At 70.6% G+C, this 25,523-nt stretch carries 20 protein-coding genes; 12 read left to right on the forward strand and 8 right to left on the reverse strand.

Annotated elements, in window-relative coordinates; genetic code table 11:
* Window positions 1-459: a redox-sensitive transcriptional activator SoxR gene (gene soxR, locus ACWD12_RS22700; protein WP_450101034.1), complete on the forward strand. Its 459-nt coding sequence runs from the start codon at window positions 1-3 to the stop codon at window positions 457-459.
* On the opposite strand, the gene rarD is transcribed toward soxR, so the two are convergent.
* Window positions 426-1,475 carry an EamA family transporter RarD gene (rarD, locus tag ACWD12_RS22705; protein ID WP_450101035.1) on the reverse strand — a complete coding sequence of 350 codons (1,050 nt, stop codon included), beginning with the start codon at window positions 1,473-1,475 and terminating at the stop codon, window positions 426-428. The genes soxR and rarD overlap by 34 nt on opposite strands.
* 268 nt (window positions 1,476-1,743) lie before the next feature.
* Here rarD and ACWD12_RS22710 point away from each other — a divergent pair, with 268 nt between their 5' ends.
* Genes ACWD12_RS22710 through ACWD12_RS22725 form a run of 4 tightly spaced genes read left to right on the forward strand, consistent with a single transcriptional unit; the run spans window position 1,744 to window position 5,869 of the window.
* A complete protein-coding gene (locus ACWD12_RS22710; RefSeq protein ID WP_450101036.1) occupies window positions 1,744-3,480 on the forward strand; it encodes a DNRLRE domain-containing protein in 1,737 nt (578 codons plus the stop codon).
* A 56-nt stretch (window positions 3,481-3,536) separates the two neighbouring features.
* Window positions 3,537-5,120: an RHS repeat-associated core domain-containing protein gene (locus ACWD12_RS22715; RefSeq protein WP_450101037.1), complete on the forward strand. Its 1,584-nt coding sequence runs from the start codon at window positions 3,537-3,539 to the stop codon at window positions 5,118-5,120.
* A 22-nt stretch (window positions 5,121-5,142) separates the two neighbouring features.
* Window positions 5,143-5,340 (forward strand): hypothetical protein, encoded by a 198-nt coding sequence (locus ACWD12_RS22720; RefSeq protein ID WP_450101038.1) that lies wholly within the window; start codon window positions 5,143-5,145, stop codon window positions 5,338-5,340.
* Complete coding sequence (locus ACWD12_RS22725; RefSeq protein WP_450101039.1) at window positions 5,315-5,869, forward strand: hypothetical protein; 555 nt, start codon at window positions 5,315-5,317, stop codon at window positions 5,867-5,869. The genes ACWD12_RS22720 and ACWD12_RS22725 overlap by 26 nt, the downstream gene beginning before the upstream one ends.
* Before the next feature lie 19 nt (window positions 5,870-5,888).
* On the opposite strand, the gene ACWD12_RS22730 is transcribed toward ACWD12_RS22725, so the two are convergent.
* Together ACWD12_RS22730 and ACWD12_RS22735 are read right to left on the reverse strand one after the other, a co-directional pair.
* Window positions 5,889-6,917 carry a phosphotransferase family protein gene (locus ACWD12_RS22730; RefSeq protein WP_450101040.1) on the reverse strand — a complete coding sequence of 343 codons (1,029 nt, stop codon included), beginning with the start codon at window positions 6,915-6,917 and terminating at the stop codon, window positions 5,889-5,891.
* Complete coding sequence (locus ACWD12_RS22735) at window positions 6,914-7,771, reverse strand: SDR family oxidoreductase (RefSeq protein ID WP_450101041.1); 858 nt, start codon at window positions 7,769-7,771, stop codon at window positions 6,914-6,916. The genes ACWD12_RS22730 and ACWD12_RS22735 overlap by 4 nt, the downstream gene beginning before the upstream one ends.
* A gap of 83 nt (window positions 7,772-7,854) precedes the next feature.
* Between ACWD12_RS22735 and ACWD12_RS22740 the strand changes: the two genes are divergently transcribed.
* Window positions 7,855-8,817 (forward strand): SDR family NAD(P)-dependent oxidoreductase, encoded by a 963-nt coding sequence (locus tag ACWD12_RS22740; protein ID WP_450101042.1) that lies wholly within the window; start codon window positions 7,855-7,857, stop codon window positions 8,815-8,817.
* Between the two features lie 97 nt (window positions 8,818-8,914).
* Here the strand turns inward: ACWD12_RS22740 and ACWD12_RS22745 are convergent, their stop codons facing one another.
* The gene (locus tag ACWD12_RS22745; RefSeq protein ID WP_450101043.1) at window positions 8,915-10,228 is read right to left on the reverse strand and encodes a hypothetical protein; all 1,314 of its coding nucleotides are present in this window, start codon (window positions 10,226-10,228) and stop codon (window positions 8,915-8,917) included.
* A gap of 455 nt (window positions 10,229-10,683) precedes the next feature.
* Here ACWD12_RS22745 and ACWD12_RS22750 point away from each other — a divergent pair, with 455 nt between their 5' ends.
* A complete protein-coding gene (locus tag ACWD12_RS22750; RefSeq protein WP_450101044.1) occupies window positions 10,684-11,622 on the forward strand; it encodes a TauD/TfdA dioxygenase family protein in 939 nt (312 codons plus the stop codon).
* Between the two features lie 176 nt (window positions 11,623-11,798).
* On the opposite strand, the gene ACWD12_RS22755 is transcribed toward ACWD12_RS22750, so the two are convergent.
* Window positions 11,799-13,226 carry an amidase gene (locus tag ACWD12_RS22755; protein ID WP_450101045.1) on the reverse strand — a complete coding sequence of 476 codons (1,428 nt, stop codon included), beginning with the start codon at window positions 13,224-13,226 and terminating at the stop codon, window positions 11,799-11,801.
* Window positions 13,227-13,441: 215 nt separating this feature from the next.
* The gene (locus ACWD12_RS22760; protein WP_450101046.1) at window positions 13,442-14,704 is read right to left on the reverse strand and encodes an amidohydrolase family protein; all 1,263 of its coding nucleotides are present in this window, start codon (window positions 14,702-14,704) and stop codon (window positions 13,442-13,444) included.
* 187 nt (window positions 14,705-14,891) lie between these two features.
* Between ACWD12_RS22760 and ACWD12_RS22765 the strand changes: the two genes are divergently transcribed.
* From ACWD12_RS22765 to ACWD12_RS22775, 3 genes are all read left to right on the forward strand, one after another.
* Window positions 14,892-15,878 carry an acetamidase/formamidase family protein gene (locus tag ACWD12_RS22765; RefSeq protein ID WP_450101047.1) on the forward strand — a complete coding sequence of 329 codons (987 nt, stop codon included), beginning with the start codon at window positions 14,892-14,894 and terminating at the stop codon, window positions 15,876-15,878.
* A 188-nt stretch (window positions 15,879-16,066) separates the two neighbouring features.
* Window positions 16,067-16,744 carry a SnoaL-like polyketide cyclase gene (locus tag ACWD12_RS22770; protein WP_450101048.1) on the forward strand — a complete coding sequence of 226 codons (678 nt, stop codon included), beginning with the start codon at window positions 16,067-16,069 and terminating at the stop codon, window positions 16,742-16,744.
* A gap of 212 nt (window positions 16,745-16,956) precedes the next feature.
* On the forward strand, window positions 16,957-17,610 hold the full coding sequence (locus tag ACWD12_RS22775; protein WP_450101123.1) for an endonuclease V: 654 nt from the start codon (window positions 16,957-16,959) through the stop codon (window positions 17,608-17,610).
* A gap of 103 nt (window positions 17,611-17,713) precedes the next feature.
* Here ACWD12_RS22775 and ACWD12_RS22780 read toward each other — a convergent pair whose 3' ends face one another.
* A complete protein-coding gene (locus ACWD12_RS22780; protein ID WP_358355809.1) occupies window positions 17,714-20,287 on the reverse strand; it encodes an ABC transporter permease in 2,574 nt (857 codons plus the stop codon).
* A gap of 16 nt (window positions 20,288-20,303) precedes the next feature.
* On the reverse strand, window positions 20,304-21,086 hold the full coding sequence (locus tag ACWD12_RS22785; RefSeq protein ID WP_358355807.1) for an ABC transporter ATP-binding protein: 783 nt from the start codon (window positions 21,084-21,086) through the stop codon (window positions 20,304-20,306).
* 656 nt (window positions 21,087-21,742) lie between these two features.
* On the opposite strand from ACWD12_RS22785, the gene ACWD12_RS22790 reads away from it, so the two are divergent.
* Together ACWD12_RS22790 and ACWD12_RS22795 are read left to right on the forward strand one after the other, a co-directional pair.
* Entirely contained in the window at window positions 21,743-22,474 is a 732-nt protein-coding gene (locus ACWD12_RS22790) for an ABC transporter ATP-binding protein (protein WP_358355850.1), read from the forward strand.
* A gap of 488 nt (window positions 22,475-22,962) precedes the next feature.
* Window positions 22,963-25,512: an ABC transporter permease gene (locus ACWD12_RS22795; RefSeq protein ID WP_450101049.1), complete on the forward strand. Its 2,550-nt coding sequence runs from the start codon at window positions 22,963-22,965 to the stop codon at window positions 25,510-25,512.
* Window positions 25,513-25,523: the final 11 nt, after the last annotated feature.

Here is a 25,523-nt window from a genome sequence, read left to right on the forward strand (position 1 = left end):
ATGAAGGACACCGACCAGCTGACCGTGGCCGAAGTCGCCAAACGCAGCGGCTTCGCGGCCTCCGCGCTGCGGTTCTACGAGCGCGAGGGGCTGCTCACCGCCCACCGCACCGGCGGCGGCCAGCGCCGCTACGAGCGCCACGTCCTGCGCCGGCTCGCTTTCATCCGCGCCGCCCGCCACGTGGGCCTCTCGCTCGACGAGATCCGCGACGCGCTCGCGACCCTCCCCGAGTCCCGCACCCCCACCAAGGCCGACTGGGCCCGCATCTCACGCGGCTGGCGCTCCCGGCTCGACGCCGAGATCGCCGCCCTCACCACCCTGCGCGACGGCCTCGAATCCTGTATCGGCTGCGGGTGCCTCTCCCTCCAGCGGTGCGCCATCTCCAACCCCGACGACACCGCCGCCCGCTTCGGCTCCGGAGCGCTCTACCTCCCCCAGCCCCTCCGCGAAGACCACTGACCGGCAGCCACCGGGTCCGCGGGCTCCGGTTCGTGCGCCACCGCCCGCCTCGCCGTGCGCACCGCGCCCAGCGCGAAGACTGCGAGCGCGACCCACAGGAGACCGAATCCGAGCCACCGCGACGGCGTCACCGGTTCACCGAGTACCCAGGCCCCGATGGCGAACTGGATCACCGGGTTCAGGTACATGACCAGTCCGAACGTCGACAGCGGCACGCGGTTGACCGCCGCGGCGAAGAAGAGGAGCGGCAGCGTACTCACGACCCCGGCAAGCGGCACCAGTGGTGCGACGCCCCATGTGCCGGGAAAGACAAGGCGATTCGTGACGCCGAGCCACAGCAGGCCGCCGATCGCCAACGGGGTCAGGAAGACCGTCTCGACCGCCATGCCCTCGACGGCAGGTACTGCGAGCCGCTTCTTGACCAGCCCGTACAGCGCCACCGTGCCGGCAATCAGCAGCGCGACCCAGGGGACACCCCCGTACCCCCACCCCAGCACCAGTACGCCGACCGCAGATACCGCAACCGCGAACCACTGGTACGCGCGCAGTCGTTCGCGCAGAACCGCCACCCCCAGCACAGCCGTGACGAGCGGTCCGACGAACAGGGACAACGACGTCTCCACGACACGGCCGGTCACCACGCCGTAGATGTAGAGCCCCCAAGCACATCCCATGAGCAATCCGGTGCAGGCCAACGTCCACCCGGCCCGTCGGTCCCGGACAAGTTCCCTGACGCCTCGCCGAGTTCGAGTCCGCAGGGCTACCACCAGCATGGCCACGGCCCACGACCACAAGACCCGATGCGCCAGCATTTCCGCCGTGGTCATGCCGTCCAACAGCGGCCAGAACAAAGGCTGCAGACCCCAGATCAACTGTGCCGCAACCGCGAACCCGAGTCCGGTCCGCAGCCCGCGACCCCCGTCGTACCGCTGCACGCAGCCTCCTGAACCGGCCTCGCCAAGCGCCCCGGCCCCCAGCCCCCCGAACGCCGGCCCAATCCTCCCGACCCCACCCACGTGCCGCTATCCAGCCGCCGCAGGCCTGCGGAAGGTTCGCATGGCGCCACCCACGAGCCGCCTCAACACCGCGAGTTGGTGACTTCGGGCGGCAAATACCGCAGAGCACCGGTTAGTTGACATGGGATATCGACATATCCCTGAAGGCACCTTGATTTCGCTGATCAAGCTGCGCTTGGATCTGCCGAACCTACGGTGGGCTTCCTTGGGGGGATTCCGCATGTCGGCTGGACCGCGCACGCCCGCACGCCGTTTCGCAGCAGTGTCAGTGGTGTTGGCATTGGTGGCCGGGCTCTCGCTCGGGGGAGTCTCGGCGGCCGCCGCGACGGGTGCACCCGACGTGGAGCGCCCCGACAAGCCACGTCCCACCCAGGAAACCGGATCGGCCGCCGGCCGTCCCCATGAAGTGGGCACCGAGCAAACGCGGTTCGACGAATCCGCGGCGGGCGGACCCGGCGCCCCCGCGTCGAACGAGCTTCCTCCTGAGGAATCGTTGTTGCCGGTCCCGGTCGAGTCCAAGGGCCACTCCCCGGAGCCCTCGCAATCGGCACCGGTCGTCCAGTCCGTGCCGTCCCACCAACAGGGGCCGGCGGTCGGCATGAACCCGTCGTCCGCGCCGCCCCGGACACCCAAGGCCCCCGCGTCCTCGTCGTACGACCCCGCCACCAGCACCGAGGTGGTCGCGGAACGCGGTGAACGTACGCAGGTCTTCGACAACGCCGATGGGTCGCGCACCCTGCGCGTGTCCGAGGAACCGGTCAACTTTCTTACGCAGGACGGCCGCTGGGAGCCGATCGACACGACACTCGTGACCGCTCCCGGATCGTCGGCACGCGCCGGCGTCGCCTCGGCCGACCAAGGCCGCGTCCAGGGCGGCTGGCAGACGAAGGCCGGCGCCTACCCGGTCGCGATCGCCGGCGCGGCGAACTCGCCTACCTTGGCCACGATGCGGGTCGGAAACGGGCAGTCCGCCGGATTCGGCCTCGACGGAGCCACTCCCGCGACCGGCCGCGCGGACCGGGACACCGTGACCTTCTCAGGTGTGCGTGACATGGCCGACCTGACCCTCCAGGCGAACGAAGGAAGCCTCAAGGAAACGATCCACCTCCAGTCCCGCCAATCGCCCGACACATGGACGTTCCCGCTCGCGCTGGAAGGGCTGTTGCCGAGCCTCGACGAGGCGGGCAACGTCGCTCTCAAGGACGCCGCCGGCGAGGTCCGGGCCGTCATTCCGGCGGGCTGGATGATGGACTCCGCCGTCAACCCCGCGACCGGGGACGGCGTCACCTCGGGCGGTGTCTCGTACGCCCTGATCGAGCGCGCACCGGGGGCGTGGGCACTCAAGGTCACGCTCGACCGCGCGTGGCTGGACGACCCCCGGCGCGTGTACCCCGTCAAGGTCGACCCGACCCTGCAGGTCACCCCCGCGGCCAACTCGGTGAGCATCGTCCAGGGTCGCAACTACTTCCAGACGGACGTCTACCGCCTCGGCTACAACTGCGACGGTGGGGTCTGCAACAACGCGGCGATCCTGCTCAACACGGGCTCGGTCTCCACGACGCTGAAGGATCACCTGATCACCGGGGCCCGCCTGAACCTCTGGAACGTGCACACGTACGACTGCCAGGCCCCTCGCGCCGTCACCGTGCACGCGAACACGGCCGCGTGGAACCCGAGCACGGTGCGCTACCCGGGGCCCTCCTACGGAGGCGCCCTCAGTTCCGCGACCTTCGGCCGCGGCAACGAGAGCGACGGATGCGGTGACGGCTGGGGCGTCGTCGACCTGGGCACCGCCGGGGCGAACGCGATCCAGGGCTGGGCCAACGGACAGCCGAACCACGGGCTCACCGTGCGCACCGCCCTCAACGACCCCAGGACCTGGAAGAAGTTCGACACCGCGCCGAACAACGGCGTGAAGCTCGACATCGACTACACCCCGCGGCAGGGAACCGCACCAAGGCGGGAGCCACGACGGCCACGTACGACGAACGCATCCGCCTCCTGACGGCGGGTACGACGTCGTACACCTACAGCCCGCGGGGCACGCGCGCCACGACCACGGTGCCGGGACTCGTCTTCACCTCGAAGTACGACGCGTTCGAGCAACTGCTCGAAGACGGCAACACGACCTACGAGTACGACGCCCTCGGACGCGTGGCCAAGCGCGACGGTGACGGCGACTACAGCTACGACGGAGCGACGAACAACCTGGTCAAGGCCGGGGATTCGAGGTTCGCCAGGGACCCGGACGGCGCCCTGCTCTCCGCCCGTAACGGCGACCCGGCCAACGGTGGTTCGGTGGAACTCACCATCGCCGACCAGCACGGCGACGTCGTCGCCGGACTGGCCACCACCCCGGACGACTCCGTCGCCGTCGCGGGATCGAAGTCCTACGACCCCTTCGGCAAGGTGACCGCACAGGCCGGCGCCAACGGAAGCCTCGGCTACCAGGGCGGCTACACCGACCCGGCCACCGGACAGGTCAACATGGCCTCCCGCTGGTACGACCCGGAAACCGGCGGCTTCGGCAGCCGCGACACCTGGACCCTCGACCCGAGCCCCTCGGGCAACGCCAACCGATACGGGTACGCCAACGCCGATCCGCTCGGCAACACCGACCCGACGGGCCACTGCGTCCCGGCGTGGACCAAGAGCCGGACCACCAAGACCGTGAAGACCGTGTCCCGTCGCGGGGGAGCCTGGGGGTTGATCGCAACCGTCGCGTGGGACGTCGGCTGGGAGGTCGCCGACCACTACACGGGCGCGTGCAGTGGCGACGGGCCCAGCGGCGGCAGTGGCGGCGGGCAATCCCCGCAGTACAGCGGTGACGCAGACCTGGCGTACGCCGCCGGAGTCGCCAACAGTTGCTACTGGTGCGTCTTCCCGACACCTCCGCTCGTCTCCTACACCACCCCGACCGCGCCGCCCGGCCCGTCCGGCCCGCGGGGTCCGTCCAGGCCGCCGAAGAACCCGAGCGGTCGGCCCCCGACCAAGCCCAAGCCCCCCGTCAAGCCCAAGCCCCCGCACCGCCCCACCGCCCCCACCAACCGCCCGCCGACCCCGGCAACCGCAGTGGTGGACCAGGCCGCAGCAGTGGCCGCGATGATCCGAGCCGGCCTTCAGGTAGGCGCGATCCTCCAGTCCGTCGCCGACGTAGTGGTCGCCGGTCAGCCTTACACGCCGCCGCAGGAACACATCGACCAAATGTCGGCGGACCAAGACGTACAGGAATTCGCCGACCAACTCGTCGAAGACCTCGACCGCTTCCCGCAGGTTCCCGGGTCGGGATCTGATGGCGATGACGACAGGGACACTGTCGTGCTCCTCAGGATGCGAGGCTCAATTACCACCCCTACAGCAACAACGGTCCCAACGCCTCCGAACCGACACCGACCGGAGCGTGGGGGATCATTTGCCAGGGCGATCCGGACGGCAGCCATGCCGACGTGGACACGCCGGGTCTGCCCAGTCCGAATACGCCCGGCGACAACTTCCGGGCCCGCTGCCACTTCATCGCAAAGCGACTGGGGGCACTGGCGACGAGCGGGTGAATCTCTTCACGTGCTACCACCACGCGACGAACAACTCGTGGATGCAGACTGTGGAAAACCGCACGTGGCGCAAGCTGAACAAGTCCGGGGCTGACGTTCCGTATGCGGCCCTGTACATGGCCACGCCGATCTACGTCCGGGATACGGACCTGGAGCCGTCGGCAGTGATGATGCAGGTGTACCTGATGGACCGGAAGACTGGCGCAACCACGCCGTTCTGTAACGTCATCATCCCCAACCTGCCTGGTAAGAAGGAAGGAAACGCGCTCAACGCGTCGGTGACGAAGTATGTGCGAGACACTTGCGGCAATTAGTCGAGTGCTTGGCCTTCGGCCGGGCACGGACGATCGTCGGGACTACGACTGGTCGGCGATCGAGTCTCGTCTTGGTGCGCGGCTGCCCGGTGACTACAAGGCGATCTCGGAAGGTTTGCCCGGGCTGTCGGTCGGGGGCTTTCTCCTGGTGATCCCGCCCGTTGTCGACAGTTCGGGACTCGACGATGTGGCCAGGGCCTCGGCGGGTTTCAAGGACTGGCTGGACGACATGATCGCCGATCCGGACTGGGAGGACATGATCCCTTTCGCGCCGTTCGACGGTCAGCGCGGACTGTTGGTGTGGGGGATCACGATCAACGGCGACGAATGCTGCTGGAACGTGCAGTCGGACGACCCGGATGACTGGACGGTGGTGGTCTGCGGCGACAAGGGAGCGGAATGGTCGACCTTTGACGGCGGGCTGACGGCGTTCCTCGTGGCTCTGTTCGAAGACCGGGCCTCGATCGATGCGTTCCCGGCGTCATGGCCCGGGCCGGACGCCGTGAGTGGCTACTCGGGCCGGCCCTGAGGCTGTTGTGGGTCGCGGCTTAGCGGAGTGACTTCACGGCGTCGGTGATGAGGCGGCGGGCGTAGGTGCCGATTCCCGGTTGGGGGGTGCGGGTGGGGTCGGACTTGGCGCGTTGGTGGATGCCTTCGAGGAGGACCGCGAGGCGGAAGCGCGAGAGGGTGATGTAGTAGGTGAGGTCCGGGAGTTCGCGGCCGGCGCGGGTCGCGTAGCGGGCGGCCATCTCGTCCCAGGAGCTCCCCTCCGCGGGGCCGGTCTCGAACCAGATGCGGAGGAACCCGGCGAGGTCGAGCAGCGGGTCGCCGATGGTGGCGGTCTCCCAGTCGACGATCGCGGTGACGCGCGGCGGGGGGTCGGGGGCGAGCAGGACGTTGCCGAAGTGGTAGTCGCCGTGCATGAGTACGGGGGTGAACGCGGGCGGGAGGTTCTTCCCCAGCCACGAGGTGACGACCTCGACGCCGGGCAGCGTGCCCTGCTCCGGGTAGCCGGACAACTGCTTCATCCAGCGGCCGACCTGGCGTTCGTGGAAGCCGTCGGGGCGGCCGAGGTCGCCGAGGCCGACGGCCTGGGGGTCGAGCGCGTGCAGGTCGGCGAGAGTGTCGGCCATGGCGAGGCCGATCTCACGGCCGGGGGATGAGCCGGGAGGGGTGCCGGGGGTGCCGGGAGTGCCGGCGGTGCCGAAGGACGCGGGGATGGCCTCGGGGAACGGGGCGAAGCCCTCGACGCGGGCCATGAGGTAGAACGCGCTGCCAAGGACGCCGCGGTCGTCGCAGAAGGCGACCGCGCGCGGGTGCGGGACAGGGGTGTCCGCGAGGGCGGTCAAGATGCGGAACTCGCGGCGCAGGCCGTCTTCGGCGCGGTCGAGGGCGACGCCGGCGGGGCGGCGCAGCACCCAGGCGTGTTCGCCGCGCCGGATCTGGAACATGGCGTTGGACTTGCCGCCGGACAGCGCGGAGTGCTCGACCGGCTCGCCCGGGGCGAGGCCGAGGCCGTCGAGCCAGGTGCCCAGCCGGGCGGGGTCGAGGAGCGGCGCGGCGGGGGTGGCGGTCATGTGGCGGCTCCGCGGAGGTTGTCGGCGACGCCGTCGTGGGATCCGCCGGCGGGCTTCGCGGCGGCGGCGCGTACCCGGGACCCGCCGTCGATGATCAGGTCGGCGCCGGTGATCCACGCGGCGGCGTCGGACGCGAGCCACAGGGCCGCGCCCGCGATGTCGTCGGGCATACCGATGCGGCCCAGGGGGATCCCGGCGGAGGCCTTGGCCTCGTCGGGTTCCCAGATGGCCCGCGCCATGCGGGTCTTGACCAGGCCGGGGGAGAGCGAGTTGACGCGTACGCCCGGAGCGAGTTCGCCGGCGAGCTGCCGCGTGAAGTGGGCGAGTGCCGCCTTGCTGATCTCGTACGCGCCGATCATCGGGGCGACGCCGTACGTCCCCTCGGTGCTGATGTTCAGGATGACGCCGCCGTTGTCGCGCATCCACGCCCGCCACACCGCCTGCGCGAAGAGCAGTGGGCCGTCGAGGTTGACCTGGAAGGTCTTGCGCCACGCGCCGAGCGAGACGTCCATCAGCGGGCCGAACGCCGGATTGGTCGCGGCGTTGTTGACCAGGACGTCGACCCGGCCGAACGCGGCGACGGCGTACGCGACCGCGGCGTCGACCTGCTCCGGTTCGCCGGCGGAGCCCGCGTACGCGACGGCCCGGCCGGGTGCGCCGATCCCGTCCAGGTGGGCGAGCGCCTCGTCGAGTTCGTGCTGCTTGCGGGCGGTGAGGCAGACGTCCGCACCGGCCCGCAGGAACGCCTCGGCGGTCGCGAGGCCGATGCCGCGCGACGCCCCCGTGACGAGAACCGCCCGGCCGTGGAAGGACGGTGGCGCCGGAGCGGGGCGGTGGTCGGCCGGGTCGGTCATGACGGTCGATGCTAGGCGCGGCCTCTTGCGGTGTCCAGGTACCTGCTTTGGTCAAGTATTTGGGGAACGGGAGGGAGCAGGGCATGGACGAGTTGGCTTTCGACGGACGCGTCGCGGTCGTGACGGGGGCAGGTGGCGGGCTCGGTCGCGCGTACGCGCTGCACCTCGCCCGGCACGGCGCCCGCGTCGTCGTCAACGACATCGGCGGCGACATCCGGGGCGCGCGCGAGGGCGCGGACGCGGGCGACGGCGACGTGGGCTCACCGGCGCGCGAGGTGGTCGCGGAGATCGTCGCGGCGGGCGGCGAGGCGGTCGCGAACACCGACACGGTGGCCACCCGCGAGGGCGGCGAGGCGATCGTCGCGACGGCCCTCGACACCTGGGGACGCGTCGACATCGTCGTCAACAACGCCGGTGTGGCGCCGAGCGGGGCGGGTGTCGACACGTTGGGCGAGGAGGAGTACCGCAGGGTCCTCGGGACGCACCTCGACGGAGCGTTCCATGTCACCGGCCCTGCCTGGCGGCACATGCGCGCTGCCGGGTACGGGCGCGTGGTCAACACGTGCTCGGGGTCGGTGTTCGGCATGCCGTTCGTGCTGCCGTACGCCACCGCCAAATCCGGGATCATCGGCTTCACCCGGGTACTCGGCATCGAGGGCGCCCCGGACGGCATCAGGGTCAACGCCGTTCTCCCGGTGGCCTGGACGCGCATGACGGCATCGGGCTTCGAGCAGGTCTACGACGCCAAGTTCGGCCCCGAGGGCGCACCGCCGTTCCGGGACGCCTTCCGCGCCGGGCAGACGGCCGCGTGCGTCGGGCTGCTGGCCCACGAACTCGCGCCGTGCACCGGTGAGTTGTTCAGTGTGGGGGCGGGACGTGTGGCGCGCGTCGTGCTCGGGGTCACGCCGGGGCTGCACAGGGCCGACGGTGAGGCGGCCGAGGCGCCGATGCGGGCGCTTCTCGACGGCTTCGAGACGGTCATGGACACCGGCGGCCTGGCCGTGCCGACCGACTCCTTCGACGAACTTTCTTATTTCCGCCGCTGATTGCGGTCCCACGCCGGACGCCCCCCGCGCCCGGAACGCGTACGAGGGGTGCCTCGGCGGTGGTCGACGCCGGGGCACCCCTCGTACGGGTGATGGCTCAGGTGCCGGGCTTCACCGCGGCCGGTACGCCCGGCACCGGCTGCGCGGGGACCGCGGGGGGCGCGGCAGGCGCGGCCGGCGTCAGGAAGGTCGCCCAGTCGGGCTTCTCCGACACGTTCAGCTTCTGGAGCTTGGCGAGGACCGCCGGGTCCTGTGCGTCGAGCCAGTCCGCGAGTTGCTTGAACGACACGCAGCGCACGCCTTCCTTGGCGCATGCGTCGCGCATCGTCCGCTCGACGGCCTTCATGTAGATGCCGCCGTTCCAGCTCTCGAAGTGGTTGCCGATGATCAGCGGCGCCCGGTTCGAGCTGTAGGCGCGGTTGAAGCCCGACATGAAGCTCTCGTACGCCTGCTTCTCCCATGCCGCGTGGTTCGACGGGTCGCCCTTGACCGTCCGCGACTGGTTCATCATGACGTTGTAGTCCATCGACAGGACCTCGAACTTGTGTCCGGGGAACGGGATCGACTGCAGCGGCATGTCCCAGATGCCGTTCGCCTTTGCGGGCCAGATCTGGCGTCCGCCCGGCCCGCTGGAGTCGTACCGGAAGCCGAGCTGCGGCGCGGCCTCCAGCAGCGCCTTCTGGCCCTCCAGGCACGGCGCCCGCCCGCCGACCAGCTCCTTCTTGTAGTCGAAGGGCAGTGCGGGGAGGTCGGTGATGCCGGTGGTGGTGCGCCACGTCTGGACGAACTTCAGCGCCTGCTCGGTCTCCTTCACCCAGTCGGCGGCCGACCACGAGCCGCCGCCCGTCGGGCCGCAGAAGTGGCCGTTGAAGTGCGTGCCGACCTCGTGACCGTCCTTCCAGGCGAGGCCGAGCTGCTCGATCGTGTCGCGCACCTCGTTGGCGTCGAGGAAGCCGATGTCGCTCTGGCCGACGGCCTTGTTCGGGCCCTGGTACTGCGCCCGCTGGCTGGCCGGGAGCACGTAGATGCCGCTGAGGAACAGCGTCATCGTCGCGTTGGACTCCTGCGCGACCTTGCGGAAATGCGAGAAGAGCTTCTGGTTGTCCTCGCCCACGCCGTCCCACGAGAAGACCACGAACTGCGGGGGAGTCTCACCGGGCTTGAGCTTCTCGATCGGCATGCGGTTCGGCTGCACGCCGGTGCTGGACGTCGAACCGTCGCCGATCAGGGTCACGGCGCCGGCGGGCGGCGGGGCGGCCTGCACGGACTTGTCGTCCTTGCCCGCGGCCGGGGCCTTGGAACTGTCGTTCTTGGCGCTCTTGTCGTCGCTGTCCTTGGCCAGGAACACGAATCCCACGGCGGCCAGGACCGCGACGACGACGAGCAGGGCTGCACCACGAGCGGAGCGCACGACTCACCTCGTCCGGAGGGTCAGAAATCTGATGGACCCTCACAGTAAGACGCGAATGTCATGGTTCATCAGAAATAGCAACACTCAAACGGGTGTGTCGCGGTATGTCTATCCGTTAATAGTTGACCAGTGCACCTATCTCGCCCACAATCGACGTGACGCGGGCCCCATGCCCGCGGTCTTGCCGGGCCTGAGGGGAGCATCGATGCGCGCGCTGATCCGCCACCGCATCTCCCATCTGCCTGTGCCTCCCGGCGCGCACTGTCGCTGACCGACGCGCGCCGCCCCTGCCGTACGCCTTCCCGCGCCCATGGCGCGGCGGTCGCGCGCTGCCGTGTGTCCCGATCCCGTACGCCACCCCGTACGCCGTTCGCGGACGCCGGCTTCCGTCTCGCCTGAGCCGCCTGATCCATGCCTGTCCGCCATGCCATGTGACCCGTTGGAAGGGAATCCCCGTGACCGCCACCACGCTCGACACCACCACCACCACCCCTGCTGCCACCGCTGCCGCCACTGGCGTCACCGTCACGAAGGTCGCCGGACGTATCGGCGCCGTCATCGGCGGAGTCCGCCTCTCCGGCGACCTCGACGAAGCCACCGTGCAGGCAATTCGCGACGCGCTGCACGCCCACAAGGTCGTGTTCTTCCGCGGCCAGGAGCACCTGACCGACGAGACGCAGCTGGAGTTCACCCGCCTGCTCGGCACCCCGATCGGCCACCCCACGGTGAACCTGGAGGGCGAGTACGTCCTGCCGATCACCAGCGAGTACGGCGGCGCCGCGGACCAGTGGCACACCGACGTCACGTTCGTGCCGGCCTACCCGCTCGCCTCGATCCTGCGCGGCATCCAGATTCCGGAGGCCGGCGGCGACACCGTGTGGGCCAACACCGCCACCGCGTACGACGAACTCACGCCCGAACTGAAGGAGTTGGCGAACTCCCTGCGGGCGGTGCACACCAACGTGTACGACTACGCGGGCTTCTCGCCCGACAAGGACCCCGAGGCGTTCAAGAAGTACCAGGAGGTCTTCGCGTCGACGAAGTACGAGACGGAGCACCCGGTGGTCCGCGTGCACCCGGTGACCGGCGAACGCACGCTGCTGCTCGGCGGATTCGTGCAGCGCATCCAGGGCTACTCGCGCGAGGACTCCAAGCTGCTGATCGACCTGCTCCAGGGCCACGTCACGCGCATCGAGAACACGGTGCGCTGGTCGTGGCAGGCGGGCGACGTCGCGATCTGGGACAACCGGGCGACGCAGCACCGCGCGGTCTCGGACTTCGGCCGGGTCACCCGGGTCCTGCACCGCACCACGGTCGACGGCGACATCCCGGTCGGCGTCGACGGCCGCGCCAGCACGCCGATCAAGCCGACCCCGGCCGAAGCGGCGGCGTGACGTCGGACCGCGCATGAGCCCAAGGTTTTGAACGACCTCAGGTGTCGCGTGGTCTCAGTTCTCGAGTGACCTCGAATCGCGAATGAGCGCGGGCACCGCGTGAGTTCGGACCCGGTGCCCGCGGCGGGATTCCCCGCCGCGGGCACCGGGCCGCGTGCACCAGATCGCGCGGCGCGTCAGGCGCCCGGGTTCCAGGGGGCCTGCCACGGCCAAGGCGCGGCTTCCTCCAACTGCGCGGCGACGCGCAGCAGTGTCGCCTCGGAGCCCATGCGGCCCGCGAGTTGCACCGCGACCGGCAGACGCCGGCCGTCGAACCCGGCCGGCACGGAGGCCGCGGGCAGGCCTGTCACGTTGAACACGGACGTGAACCACGTCATCTTGCCCGCATTGGCCATGGTCTCCAGGCGCGTCGTGTCCATCCAGCCCAACTCCGGCACGTCCAGACCCAGCGTCGGGGTCAGCCAGACGTCGAACTCGGCGAACCACGGGGCTATTTGGCGCCCGAGCGTCTCGGCGAGCCGGAGCGCGCGGCTCAGGTCGGTGACCGTCGCGGAGGCCAGGCGGTCGTGCTGCCAGCGGGTGGCGGGTTCGAGGTCGTCGTCGGCGAGCCCGCGTCCCAGCGCGGCGAGGTGGTCCTCGATCTGCGCGCCGGTCGCGGCGCCCATCACCTGGCTCAGCACCGACACGACATCGGACATGTCCCACCGCGGCGCGGACTCCTCGACGTCGTGCCCGAGTTCGGCGAGCAGGGCGGCCGTACGCCGGACCGCCTCGGCGCCCGCCGGGGCCACCGGTGTGCCGTCCGCGGCGGCCGTCGCGAAGCCGATCCGCAGCCGGCCCGGCTTTTCCGCGAGTGCGGCGAGGAAGGAGCCGGGCGGCGCCGGGTCGAGGGTGGCGTCGCCGAGTACCGGGCCGGCGACCGCGTCCAACAGCGCGGCGTTGTCGCGTACCGTGCGCGTGACCGCGTTGGCGATGGAGAGCGGGTACGCGAACGCCGCGTTGCCCCCGTCGTTCGGCACCCGCCCGCGCGACGGCTTCAGGCCGAACAGGCCGCAGCATGCCGCGGGGATGCGGATCGAGCCGCCGCCGTCGTTGGCGTGTGCCGCGGGCACGATGCCCGCGGCCACCGCGGCCGCCGAGCCGCCGCTCGAACCGCCGGGCGAGTGCGCGGTGTTCCACGGGTTGCGGGTCGGGCCGAACAACTGCGGCTCGGTGCTCGCGTTCTTGCCGAACTCAGGGGTGTTGGTCTTGCCGACGATGACGAGCCCGGCCGCGCGGTAGCGGCCGGCGAGGATCCCGTCGTGCGCGACGACATTGTTCGCGAACAGCCGGGAGCCGTTCGTCGTCGCGAGTCCCGCGACGTCGCACCCGAGGTCCTTCACCGCGAACGGCACGCCGCGCAGCGGACCGTCCGGCAGCCCCGCCTCGATCTCGCGGTACGCGGCGTCGATCCGCGTGGCCACCACCGCGTTCAGTGCCGGGTTGCGCTCCTCCATCCGGGCCACGACCGCGTCGAGGAGCTCCGCGGGCTTGACCTGGTCCGTGCGCACCAGCTCGGCGAGGCCGACCGTGTCGTGCCCGTCCAAAAGTTCTACTGTGCCCATGCCGCGCTCCTTGCCGTCGTGCCGTCGTGCCGTCGACCGGTGGGCCGGGAGGGGCCCGCGGGTCATCATGCGATGAGCAAGGAGCGATGGCCATAGCGATTCGGACGGATGATCATGTCCGCCGCGGGCGGCAAGGCAGTGTCAAATAGGGACTGATCGTGACGTATCCCAGTGGCGGACGGCGGCTGGCCCAGGGGAAGCATCGGTCGTCGGCGTCAGCGGGCCCCCGCCGGGACACGGCCGCGGCGACGGCCGTAGCCGCTGTCGGACCGGCCCTGGAGTGCGGGCGTGCGCCGCCCAGAGGTACGGCTTACGACGCGCCCGCGGCGCAGCACGACACGGTCGGCGGGAGTGGTGAGTACGGCCTCGGCGAGGCTGCTCGCGCGTACCGCCAGGAGGTCGGCCACGGCCCCGGGCTCGGTGCCGGCCACCGGCAGTCCCATGATCGCCCGGGCGGAGGTGCTGACCGCGGCGTACGCCTGGTCCGCGCTGATCTGACCCGTCGTCATCAGCAGCGAGGCGGTCTCCAGGGCGTCCGCGCGGCCCATGGGGTGCAGGGCGTCGCGCACGTGGTCGCCGCCCGCCGCGAGTGGAACCCCCGCCTCCAGCAGCGCGTGCAACGGGCCCGGGCCCCCGCACGGCGCCACCGCCGCCCGCGCGTCGTCGCGCGGCGTCGACGGCAGGCCGATCACCGCCATCCGCGACGCCGCGATGGCCTCCACGACCTTCGCCAGCGCGGGCGGCCGCAACAGGCCCAGCGTCGCGCAGTGGCTCGCGGTCACCTGCCGCCCGAAGCCCGACTTGCGCAGCAGCCGGGCGAGATCGGCAACCGCGAGTACGCGCCTGTCGGGCTGGTAGTCGAGGTGCAGGTCGAGATCGACCTCGGCACGGTCCGCGAGACGCAGCAGCCGCCGCGTCTCCGCACGCGGGTCCGCCGCGCGGTGCGGACGGCCGCCCAGCAGGCCCGCACCCGCGGAGAAGGCCTCCAACGCGGAGCGGTCCGACAGGTCGGGGGAAGGGACCGCGACGATCTGGAGGTCGAGCACGCGGTGCAGGTCCTCGCGCAGTTCCCGCAGGACCTCGACGGCGCGCAGCGGAGCGCCGGCGCCCACGCCGATGTCGATGTGCGTGCGTACCGCGGTGACGCCGTTCGCGGACATCGCCTGGAGTGCGCTGTGTGCCCGCCGCCGCAGGTCGGTGGTGCCGTACCGGGAAGGCGACGCACGCCACGAACGCACCGCGCCGTCCCGCCCGTCCGGGTCGCTGCCGATCGGCTCCCAGGTGAGCGCGCGGTCCAGGTGCAGATGCGGTTCGACGGGCGCGGGGAGCAGCAGATAGCCGGTCAGGTCGATCGCGGACTGCCCGATATCGGGTATGCCGACCGGACGTATGTGGCTCACGCTGCCGTGCCGGAGGACGACGTTGCGGACGCGACCATCAGGCAGCATCACGCCGGTCAAAGTGGTCGTGTCGGTCACGGCATCTCCTCATGCGCCGGGGAGCGTGGATGGTTCCGGTGCGGGTGAACAGTGTTGTGCGACCACTGTGGAGGCGGGCTGTTGCCGTCGGGTTACCGAGGGGTTACGGCCCCGGCGATCCGCCGCGAAACCGGTACGTAACCGCGCCGACCCGAGCCGGTTACGGGCCGGGCGTACAACCTCGGACATGTCCCGAGATCTGCTGGTGTCGCGGCCCGGCACCGTGTTGTGGGGGTGGTTGCCGGGCGCCGTCGACCGACCCGTCATGAGTGTCGGGACGGGCGACACCGTACTCGTGGACACGGTTCCCCACCAAGGTCTGACGGGGGATCAAGGACGCGACCCGGTGGCGTACTTCGGGGGTTTCGGGATCGATCCGCAGGACGTTCCCGCGGACTTGCGGGCGCTCGCCGAGTCGGGGGCGGCCCACGAGCCGGCCGTCGACGGGCCGCACGTCGTCACGGGTCCGATCGAGGTGCGCGGGGCCCGGCCGGGGGATGTACTCGCGGTGCGCATCGAGGACTTGGCCCCGCGGTCCGGGTACGGGGTCGTCGCGCCGCGCGGGCGACTGGGACCGGAACGGCTGTGCCACCTCGACCCGGTGACGCGCATGGGGGCTCTGGGCGACGGCACGCCGCTCGAATTCCGGCCCTCGTTGTGCGTGATGGGGGCGGCCACGTCGGACGGGCTGCGCCGGCACTCGACACGTGCCGGATCCTTCGGCGGCAACCTGGATCTGCCCGAACTCGCCGTCGGGGCAACGCTGCACCTGCCCGTCCAGGTGCCGGGTGCGCTGTTCCACCTGGGCGGTCCGCGGTACGGGACGCTGCGCGGCGTGCCCGGCCTCGTGTGGCACGGTCCCTTGCGCGCGACGGTGCGGCTGGACGTGATCCCGCAGGCCGAGGTGCGCCACTGGTCGGGGGCGGGGCGTCGGCCGTACGTCACCACGCCGGACCACCTGGTGCCGCTCGGTCTGGACGCCGACGTGGACCGGGCCCTGGCGCAGTGCCAGTCGCAGGCACTGGAACTCCTGCTCGGCAGGTACGGTGTACCGCGCGCGGCGGCCCGGGCCCGGCTCGACGCCACGGAATTCCGGATCCACCGCTCCGGACACGGAGTGCATGCGCGCCTGCCTCTGCCGCGGTGCTCCCCGGTAAGCGCCTCCGCCGCCTGAACCGGTATTCTCCATTCCGCATCTCTTTGCAATTCCCTTGCATGCCAAGGGAGTTGGCCACGGGGGCGAACGCGGAGCCTTCCCTCGCAACGCGAGTCAACCGCGCATTGCGGTAACTCGCGGAGATATACGGAGAGTTGCCATCCGGAGGGTTGCCATGGCGCGCGCCAGAGGTCAGGATCGCCCGCATGACGACTTCCGAAAGCACCGAAGCCCCTGAGACTCCGCTGTGGCTCCAGGGCCGCGACGCGGTGGTGGCCGCCGCCGCTCCCGGCGACTGGCGTGCGGAAGCCCCCGACTACCACCTGTCCCACACCGTGATGCCGGCGCAGCGCACCCACAAGTTCGAGGCGGGGTCGCTGGAGGCCGTCGTCGAGAGCATCGTGCAGGTCTTCGAGATGGAGGTCTCGCACAAGAAGGACCCCGCGACCTGGGTGTCCATGGTCACCGACCGGTTCCGCACACGTGTCAACGGCGGTCCGTGGGCGAACGCCGCCGACATCACGGAGCAGGGCAGCTACAACATCCTCATCGGTGACAGCATCTTCTACCGGACCGGCGAGGAGAGCTTCGAGTCCTCGCACGACATCTTCCACGACGCCTTCCCCGAGGGGTTCTTCTGGGAGGTGCTGGAGGTCCTGTCCCCGCCGCCGGTGGTGACGTTCAAGTGGCGCCACTGGGGGACGTTCGAAGGCGAGTACCACGGCTTCGAGCCGAGCAACGAGAGGGTGGAGATGTTCGGCGTGAGCGTCGCCAAGGTCAGCGACGATCTCCGGCTGGTCGACGTCGAGCACTTCTACGACCCCAACGCGTTCCTCGGCAAGCTGACCGGCGGCTGCCCGGTGGCGCACACGCGGGAGCAGTGAGGCCGACGCGACACCCGGGACAGCCGGCGGCCCGGAGCCGGGAGCCGATACCCGGGGATATCCGGTAGGTGGGGCAACGCGTCCGGCCTACTGTGGATGGTGTGCCGATCCCCGTGACCCCCGAACCCCGGCCTGACTCCCGGTCCAAGCCGGGGTCCGAACCCCGGTCCGAACCCCGGTCCGAGCCGTGGCCCGAGACCGTCGAGGAGGCCCTGGCCCTCCAGGACCGGCTGCGTCCGCTCGTCGACACGACCGGTCCGGGGCCGCGTGCGGTACGCCGCGTCGCGGGCCTCGACGTCGCGTACGCGGAGGACTCCGACCGCCTCGCCGCGGCCGTGGTGGTCCTGGACGCCGACACGCTCACCCTCCTGGAGCGGTCCGTCGTCCTCGGCCGGGCCCGGTTCCCGTACGTGCCGGGGCTGTTCGCGTTCCGCGAGCTGCCCTCCCTGGTCGAGGCGCTGGACGGCCTCGGGACCGCGCCGGACCTGCTGGTGTGCGACGGGCAAGGCCTCGCGCACCCGCGCCGGTTCGGCCTCGCGTGCCACCTCGGCGTGCACACCGGGATCCCGAGCATCGGCGTCGGCAAGACCGCGTTCGTCGGTACGTTCGACGCGCCCGGCCCGGCCCGGGGCGAGTCGTCCGACCTCGTGCTCGACGGCGAGGTGGTGGGTGCCGTGCTGCGTACCCAGCGCGACGTCAAGCCGGTGTTCGTGTCGGTGGGACACGGCCTCGACCTGGCCGAGGCGTGCCGCCACGTCCTGGCGCTCAGCCCGCACTTCCGGCTGCCGGAGACGACCCGGCAGGCGGACGGTGCGTGCCGCGCGGCGCTCGCTGCGGCGGCAGCGGAAGCGCGTACAACGGGGTAGGAGTTCGGACCCCACGCGGACCGTCGGCCACCGGACTCCCGTACACGGCAAGGGCGCCCGTCCCCGGATCCCGGGGACGGGCGCCCTTCGCGTATCGCGGCCGCTACTCGGTGGCGATCGCGTTCAGCACGTTCATCCGCGAGGCCCGCAGCGCCGGCAGCAGCGCGGCCAGCAGGCCGACCACCGCCGACAGGACCACCACGGTGATCACCGTGCTCCACGGGATCGTCAGGACGTCCAGCCCCTCGGAGGCGAGCAGCCGCTGTGCGACCACACCCCACGCGAGGCCCAGGGCCAGGCCGATGAGAGCGCCGAAGACGGCGATCACCATCGATTCCAGGCGGATCATCCGGCGGATCTGCCGGCGCGAGGCACCGATCGCCCGCATGAGGCCGATCTCGCGGGTCCGCTCGACCACCGACAGCGCCAGCGTGTTGATGACACCGAGGATCGCGATGATGATCGCGAGACCGAGCAGGCCGTAGATCATGTAGAGCAGGATGTTGATCTGCTCCTGCACGAGCTTCTTGTAGTCGGCCTGGTCACGCGCCTTGACCTGCGGGTACGGGTCGATGGTGCGCTTGACCGACTCACTGACCTGCGTCTTGTCCGCGCCCGCCTTGGAGTTGGCGAAGACGATGAAGTCCTGGACCTCCGGCAGGTTCTGCTTGATCATGTCGAGCGGCAGCACCACGGCCTCGCCGAAGCCGACCCCGGGGTCCTCGTTCTCCTGGATCGCCCCGACCTCGGCCTTGACGGTCTGGTTCTTCTCCTTGAACACGACCTCGACCGGGCTGCCGATCTTCAGGTTGTGGTCCTTGGCGACCTTCTCGCTCACCGCGACCTTGCCGTCGGCGCCGATGTCGCCGCCGTTGCCCGAGACCACCGCGCGCTTCCACACGGTGTCGAAGCCCTGCTCGGCGCCGATGGCGTTGTCGGTCGTCTTGCCGTCGGGGTACCTGACCTCGACGTCGTCCTCGGAGAGGACCCGGACCCGGACCACGGTGCCGACACCGTCGGTCGCCTGGATCTTGTCGGCGATCTCGGTCGGGAACGCGGTGCCCTGGCTCTGCACCGTGAAGTCGGCGCCGAACGACTCGTCGATCTGCTTCGAGATCGAGTCGTTCATGGACGCGGCGACCACCGACAGCGCCGCCACGAGTGCGACACCGATCATCAGCGCCGCGGCGGTCGCGCCGGTGCGGCGCGGGTTGCGCATCGCGTTCTCGCGGCTCAGCTTGCCCATCGACCCGAAGAGCTTCGGGTAGCCCGCGGCCAGGGCCGGGATGACCGTCCGGGCCAGCACCGGGCCGAGCACCACGAACGCCACGAGCGTCAGCACGACGCCCAGGCCGAGCAGGCCGCCGCCGGTGGCGCCGCTGTCCGCGGACGCGCCGCCGGCCAGGGCCAGCACGCCGACCACGGTGAGGACCAGGCCGATGATCGTGCGGACCTTGAGCGACTTCTGCGCCGGGGCGCTCGCCTCGCGCAGCGCGGCCATCGGCGACACGCGGCTCGCGCGGCGCGCCGGGATGTACGCCGCGACGACCGTGACGAGCGTGCCCACGAGGTACGCCACGATCGGCGTCCACGGCTTGAACACCAGGGACGTGCCCTTGAGGTTCATGCCGGCGAGGCCGATGAGCGCCTTGAGCCCGACCGCGAGGCCGAAGCCCGCCGCGAGGCCGATCGTCGAGCCGACCAGGCCCAGCAGGATCGCCTCGAGGAGGACCGACCGGCGTACCTGCTTGCCGCTCGCCCCGATCGCGCGCATGAGCCCGAGCTCACGGGTGCGCTGCGCGACCAGCATCTGGAAGGTGTTGAAGATCAGGAAGATGCCGACCAGGACCGCGATTCCGGCGAAGCCGAGCATCGCGTACTTGATGAAGTCGATGAACTGGCCGACGTCGTCCGCGGCCTTCTTGGCGGCCTCGGCCTTGGTCTTCACGTCGAAGCCGGCGCCCAGTTCCTTCTGGACGTTGGCCTTGAGCTGGTCGTTGCTGACGCCGGACGCGGCGTCGAGCTCCACCGAGGAGATCTTGTCGGTCGAGCCGAGCAGCGCCTTCTGCGCGAACTCGGTCTCCAGGAACAGCAGCGTGGCGCCCGGGTTGGTGGTGGTGAACGTCGCGATGCCGACGACCGTGGCGTCGGACGAGCCGCCCGCCGGCGCGATGATGCGCAGCGGGTCGCCGATCTTGATCTTCTTGCGGTCGGCGGTGTCGGCGTCGACGACGGCCTCGCCGGGAGCCTGTGGGACACGCCCGCTGGTCAGCTTGACCGCGGAGCGGTCGCTTTCGTACCAGTTGACGCCGATCGTCGGCGCGCCGGTCGATGAGCCGATCGCCTTGTTGTTCTTGTCGGCGACGGTGATGTTCTCGACGCTCACCGAGGCGTGCGCCTTCGCGACGCCCGGGACGTTCGCCGCCCGCTCGACTGTCGACTCGGGGATCGAGAGCACGCGGCCGGTCGCGGCGAGGTCGCCGGTGTCCTTGTCGGACTCCTGCGAGACGGTCACGTCGGCCGACGTCGACTTGAACAAGTCGTCGAACGTTTTGGTGATCGTGTCGGTGAAGATCAGGGTGCCGGAGACGAACGCCACCGACAGCAGGATGGCGATGGCGGAAAGCGCCATTCGCCCTTTGTGGGACAGGAAGCTTCTGAAGCTTGCCTTCAACATGGTGGTCGGCCCCGCCTCAGCTGGTGCGGGCGGCGTCGAAGCGCTTCATGCGCTCCAGGACCGCTTCGGAGGTCGGCCGGTGCATCTCGTCGACGATGCGGCCGTCCGCGAGGAACAGCACGCGGTCGGCGTACGACGCGGCGCTCGGATCGTGGGTGACCATCACGATGGTCTGGCCCAGCTCGCGCACACTGCGCTGCAGGAAGCCCAGCACCTCGGCGCCCGAGCGGGAGTCGAGGTTGCCGGTCGGCTCGTCGCCGAAGATGATCTCCGGACGGCTGGCCAGCGCGCGGGCGCACGCCACACGCTGCTGCTGGCCGCCGGACAGCTCGGCCGGGCGGTGCGTCAGGCGGTCACGCAGCCCGACCGTGTCGATCACGTTCTGCAGCCAGGCCTGGTCGGGCTTGCGCCCGGCGATGTCCATGGGGAGCGTGATGTTCTCCAGCGCGGTCAGCGTGGGGAGCAGGTTGAACGCCTGGAAGATGAAGCCGATGTTGTCGCGGCGGAGCTTGGTGAGCTCCTTGTCCTTGAGCTGCGTGATCTCCGTGTCGCCGATCCAGCTCCGGCCCGAGGTCACCGTGTCCAGGCCCGCGAGGCAGTGCATGAGCGTGGACTTGCCGGACCCGGACGGGCCCATGATCGCGGTGAACTGACCGCGGGCGATCTCGACGTCGACGGCGTTCAGCGCGACCACGCGGGTCTCGCCCTCTCCGTACGCCTTGGTGAGCTGGGCGGCGCGGGCGGCGATGCCGGTCCCCCGGGGATCCGCGTGGTTCTTGGCTGCCGTGGCCGTGGTCACGAGTCTCTCCTGCGGTTGTGTGCGTGGCTGGTGCGCCGGATCGGAGCGCCGGATCGGAGCGCCGGGCAGGGCGCGGTCACCGGTGCGGTCACCGGAGCATGCGGGGGGACGCCGCGAACGGCGTCTCCGCCGTTGCGGGCGAACTGGTTCGAGTGAACACGATCACCGTATTGGGCGGCGGGTGCCCGATGAATCGTCGTCAGGAAGGGAACGGCCGCTCCTACGCAAGGAGGAGTAGGGGGCGGCCGGTGTACGTCTGCCCCTAGGGGCTCACCCTGCCTCATGCGTCGGCGGTGGTGTGCCGAGGCCACCCGCAGGCGGTTGACCGGCGCTGTGCCACCCGGTATGAGCTGCGGTTCCGCGGCGGGCGCGGGTGGGGACGGGGGCTGCGGACGAGGTGGGGCTCCTCCCCGAGGACGACGGCTCACGACTTTCGTAGGTGGGGGTTCTGCTTTCGTAGGTGAGGGTTCCGCCGATCCGGTCTACCGGGAGGCGGGGGTCGCGGAGGAGTCTTGACGGTGTCGGATCAAGCCGGTCCGGAGCGGCACCCGTCGGCACCCGCCGGCGGCAACCTGGGAGGAACCGTGGATCACCGTCGCGACGACACATCGCACACCGATTCGGCGTCCGTGCCGGAACCGCCCGTCCGTCCCGGAGTGGCCGCCCGGGCCGCCCAGTTGACCAAGGCGTACGGCGAGGGCCAGACCCAGGTCGTCGCGCTGGACGCGGTCGACATCGACATCGCGCGCGGCCGCATGACCGCGATCATGGGCCCGTCGGGGTCCGGCAAGTCGACGCTGATGCACTGCCTGGCCGGGCTCGACTCGGTCACCCGCGGCCGGGTGTGGATCGCCGGGACCGAGATCACGCGGCTCAAGGACAAGGACCTCACCAAGCTCCGGCGCGACAAGATCGGGTTCGTGTTCCAGGCGTTCAACCTGCTGCCGACCCTGTCGGCGAAGGAGAACATCACGCTGCCCATGGACATCGCCGGCCGCAAGGCCGACCCGGAGTGGGTCGAGCAGGTCGTGACGGCGGTCGGTCTGCAGGACCGGCTGACGCACCGTCCGGCCGAGTTGTCCGGCGGACAGCAGCAACGCGTCGCCTGCGCGCGGGCACTGGCCGGGCGGCCGGACATCATCTTCGCGGACGAGCCGACCGGCAACCTCGACTCCCGCTCGGGTGCCGAAGTGCTCACCTTTCTGCGGCGCAGCGTCGACGTGCTCGGGCAGACCGTGGTGATGGTCACGCACGACCCCACCGCGGCGTCCTATGCGCACCAGGTCGTCTTCCTCGGGGACGGCCGCATAGTCGACGAGATGGACGCGCCGACGCCCGACCGGGTGCTGGAGCGCATGAAGCGTTTCGACGCGATACGCACGTCCTGACGGGTGTGTTCTGACGGGCGTGTCCTGAGGGGGCAGTTCCTGACAGGCAGTTCCTGACGGGCAAGTCCTGACAGGCAGTTCCTGACGGGCAAGTCCTGAGGCCGGGTCCTGACGGGCACGTTCCGCGATGTCGGGTGCGGTAGTCCCGGTGTGACAACAGGCGGCGCGGCCCGGGCCCCGGTGTGACGACGGGGGCGTGGTGTTGCGGCGCAGCGGCTTGGTGGTGCTCAACGAGCCTGCCCTGCCTCGCGGTCCAGTCGATTGACCCTGCCTGTTCCTCACCAGCCTGGTCTTCGCTCGGCTGTTCTTCGCGCCCTGTTTCACTCCCTGTTCCGCTGTGTGTCGGTCTGCCTGTCGACCCCGTCTCCTGGCTGTGGGGTCGCCGGGTTGATGTCGCCTGCCCGGAAGGGCGTGCGCGAACGTCCTTTTGTCCCTTGAATCTTGGCATTTGTTCCATTCGCCCCGCGACTCGGCGTCGAGGACTCACCATGCTGAAAACCACGCTGCGCAATCTCCTGGCGCACCGGCTCAGGCTCGCCCTGACCGCCGCCGCGATCATCTTCGGCGTCGCCTTCGTTTCCGGCGTCCTGACGCTGAGCAACACGCTGTCCGAAGCGTTCAAGAAGGCTTCGGCGACCGACTACCAGGACGTCTCCGTCGACGTACGGCCCACCGAGGACGCCGAGCGCGACGGGCAGGTCCCCGCACTCGACGACGGACTCCTCGGCGCGCTGCGCGGGTTGCCCGGCGTCGCGTCGGTGCGGGCCACCAACACCGGCTACACCGCGATCGTCGACCGCGACGGCGACCGCATCGGCGGGCGCAGCAACACCAAGGGCACGACCTTCGCGCCCGGTCCCGACGGCCAGGACCCCAAGTACCGGTTCACCTCCGGCCACGGGCCGCGGGGCGAGGGCGAGATAGCCATCGACGAGCGCGCGGCGAAGGACGCGGGCTACCAGGTCGGGGACCAAGTGCGCGTCGTGGCGAACGGGCCGGTGCTCACCTCGGTGCTGGTCGGTGTGTTCACGACGGACGACGCCCGCTACGAGGTCGGCGGCACCATCACGCTGTTCGACCGGGCCACCGCGCAGGAACTGTTCAGCGAACCGGGCCGGTACGACGACATCGCCGTCGCGGCCGCGCCCGGCACCAGCGAGGAGGCCGTCCTCGCCGCGGTGCGCCCGCTGGTGCCGTCCGGCGCCGAGGCCGTCACGGGTGTCAAGCTGCGCGCCGACCAGGCCGACGAGATCGAAAGCGGGACCAAGGAACTCACCCAGGTGCTCCTGGTGTTCGCCGGCATCGCGCTGTTCGTCGGCACGTTCATCATCGCCAACACCTTCACCATGCTGGTCGCCCAGCGCACCCGGGAGTTCGCGCTGCTGCGGGCGATCGGCGCGACCCGCAGGCAGATCACCCGTGCGGTGCTCGTCGAGGCGACGGTCCTGGGCCTGGTGTCCGGGGCCATCGGGTTCGTGCTCGGCATCGGCCTGTCCGAGGCACTGCGCTCGTTGTTCAACTCCATGGACGCCGAACTCCCGCCCGGCCCCGTGGTCGTCGCGCCCAGCGCGGTCGTCGCGGCGCTGGCCGTGGCGGTGGTGGTCACCGTGGTGGCCGCCTGGCTGCCGGCCCACCGGGCGGCGTCGATCCCGCCTGTCGCGGCGTTGCGCAGCGACCTGCCGCCCACCGCCAAGAGCCTGCGGACGCGGAACGGAATCGGTGCCTTCCTGCTCGCGATCGGCATCGTCATCTGCTACGGCGTCGGGCGTACCAAGGACAAGACGACGGGTGACGTCTACCTGATCATGGGCGGCGGCTTTGTCGCCCTCGTCGGCGTCATCATGCTCGTCCCGCTGCTGTCCACGCCGGTCATCCGCTTCGCCGGGCGGCCGTTGTCCGCGGCCTTCGGCATATCGGGCCGGCTCGCCCGCGAGAACGCGGTGCGCAATCCGCGGCGTACGGCAGCCACCGCGTCCGCGCTGATGATCGGGCTCATCCTGGTCAGCACGCTGTCGGTGTTCGGTGCGTCGCTCAAGCAGGAGCTGGACCGCATCGCGCTGCGCGGGATCACCGCAGACTACGGGGTGTCGCTGATCGGCGAGATCCCGATGGACCCGGCGATGGCGGAGGCGGTCGCCAGGACCCCGGGTGTCACCGAGATCAGCCAGTTGCGCAGCGCCCACGTCAGGATCGGGGCGGCTGCCGACGACGAGTCCGGCGACGGGACCGAGGTCGTGTCGATGGACGCGCGGACCGGACTCGGCCTGCTGCGTGCGGACTTCGTCAAGGGCGGGCCCGAAGGGTTCGCGGACGGCCTGCTGCTCGGCGAGAAGAAGGCCAAGGACGGCGGCTTCACGGTCGGGTCGCGCGTACCCGTGGCGTTCCCGGACGGGCAGCGCACGACTCTCGTTCTGAGCGGCATATACGAGGACGACGGCCTGCTGGGCGAGGCGGTCATGTCCAACGACACCCTGACCCCGCACCTGGACCGCGTGGTCGACACCGACATCCTGGTGCGCGCCGCACCGGGCGCGGCGGGCGAGCTGCGCGGCAACCTGGAGAAGGCGCTCGGCGACAACCCGGCCGTCAAGATCATGTCCCGCGACGACTACCGCAAGGAACTCGGCGGGATCGTGGACCTGCTGCTCAACCTGCTGTACGGATTGCTCGGCATGTCCATCGTCATTGCGGTGATCGGCATCATCAACACCCTGGCGATGTCGGTGTTCGAGCGCACGCGGGAGATCGGCATGCTGCGGGCGATCGGCATGGACCGCCGGCGGATCCGCTCGATGATCCGGCTGGAGTCGGTCGTGATCTCGGTGTTCGGTGCGGTGCTCGGGATGGCGCTCGGCCTGCTGATCGGAGTGCTCGGCGTCAACGCCGCCAAGGGCACCAGCGAGTTGACGCCCGTCGTGCCGTGGGAGCGCATGGGGGTGTTCCTGGTCCTCGCCGGGCTGGTGGGCGTGCTGGCGGCGGCCTGGCCGGCCAGGCGGGCGTCCCGGATGGAGGTGCTCGGGGCCATCCGTACGGAATGAGCGCGTGGCGC

The sequence above is a fragment of the Streptodolium elevatio genome, assembly GCF_053592165.1.